General features: G+C 47.8%; 1 protein-coding gene. It reads left to right on the forward strand.

Annotated features, from left to right (window positions below; genetic code table 11):
- On the forward strand, positions 1 to 1376 hold a 1376-nt coding region (locus AC1DUA_RS36900), incomplete at its 5' end, for a L,D-transpeptidase (RefSeq protein WP_477504451.1).
- Positions 1377 to 1559 lie beyond the last annotated feature (183 nt).

Below are 1559 nucleotides of genomic sequence, written 5' to 3' on the forward strand. Positions count from 1 at the left end.
GTTTTGCGCAGTCTGGTGAGATTTACGAGGCTTTTGAGCGTCAAAAAATAACGATTGAAGGTCCACTTCCTTCTAACCCTTCTGGCGCCTCTAAAATCGCCAAGAAAGCAGAGATATCGAGCCGAGTGAGGAGCAAAGGGAAGTGGATGCCACTCTTGGCCCTTTTGCTGCTTTTGGCAGTTCCGGCCGCGATAGAYTCTGCGAAGGGTGGAGGGGCTAATGAAACAGCAAACACAAGTCTAAGTAAGGACGCGAGTGATCTTGCTGTGGTTAAACTGGCTCCAATACAAGGAGATGCGTCCGAGCCTGGGACGAAGTTATACTTCTCAGAAGGGGATTGGGGGAAAAAGCTTCAGCAGGCCCTGATTACGTCCGGTACAAGCACTGGTGAATCGGTTATCATGCAAGCGCCGCGAAGCTCAGATGGTAAATGGATCGAGTGGAACAAATCGGTGAATCCGCTGCTAAGTGTTACATCCGAAGGTGGAAGCGGGAGTTCATCTGCATTGAAGTACTATCAGTCGCAGATTTGTTCTTGTCAAGTTGCAGATAGTTCGGCGCTTGTTCCAATCATTGATCAATGGATGCGGGATCGTGAGCAAGCGATAGTGCTGCAAAGCGCGATGAAGGCTTATCAAACAAAAATGGGTTCGTTGCCTGAGACACCTGATCAGCTAACCAAGCCCTACCCGGATAATTTGCTTCCGGGACTTACGCCAGAGATGCAGGAGCTGTTTCCACAAACGCTTAAGCTGCTGAAAGTTGATCCTGCCAAACCTGGACAATCTCAGGAGACAAAACAAGCACAGGAACAAGTTCAGGCTAATCAAGAGGCCAAAGAGCTTGCTGCGCCAAGCAGCTCGCAGCCTAAAGCATCAAGTGATCCTCTGCGTGAGCCGCTCAGAATTATGATTGATACGGATAAACACCTTCTTGCATTAGTTAGCGGTGATAAGATCATACGCAGCTATCCTGTTGGGTTAGGTGGCGAGAAAACGCCTCAGGGTGATTTTATCATTAGTGAAAAGGTGCGCAATCCGAACGGCAAATCAAATGGTGAGTTTGGGAGTCGAGGGATGACTTTATCCGATACGCTGTATGCTATTCATGGTACGAATAAGCCTTCGAGCATCGGCAAAGATGAGTCGCACGGCTGTGTTCGGATGCAGCAAGCAGACATCGAAGAGCTCTATAACATGGTGACGCATCAAACGAAAGTGACCATTGGCAAGGGGATATTGCCTGATCCGGGTGCAGGCGAAGGAGCAGGGTCCACTGGCAGTGGAGCTGGGCGAGGGAAACCGGATCAATCCTTTGGACTGCCGCTGCAGACGAATGAAAGCAACCCAGGCAAAAAGTATAAATGGTTGGATTAGCCCTTTTTCGGTCTATAAATGATCGAAGCAAACCCCGTCTGAACCAGACGGGGTTATTAGATGTTCATTCAAATAGTGAAGAATTTTTGTTGACATCCATCAAGAAAGCGATTACAATTCAAAATGTGATAAATTCAATCATTTCATTCGCGATCATTTGTCCAAAATGAGCAGTAATGTCAT

The organism is Paenibacillus sp. 01T422 (assembly GCF_056398785.1).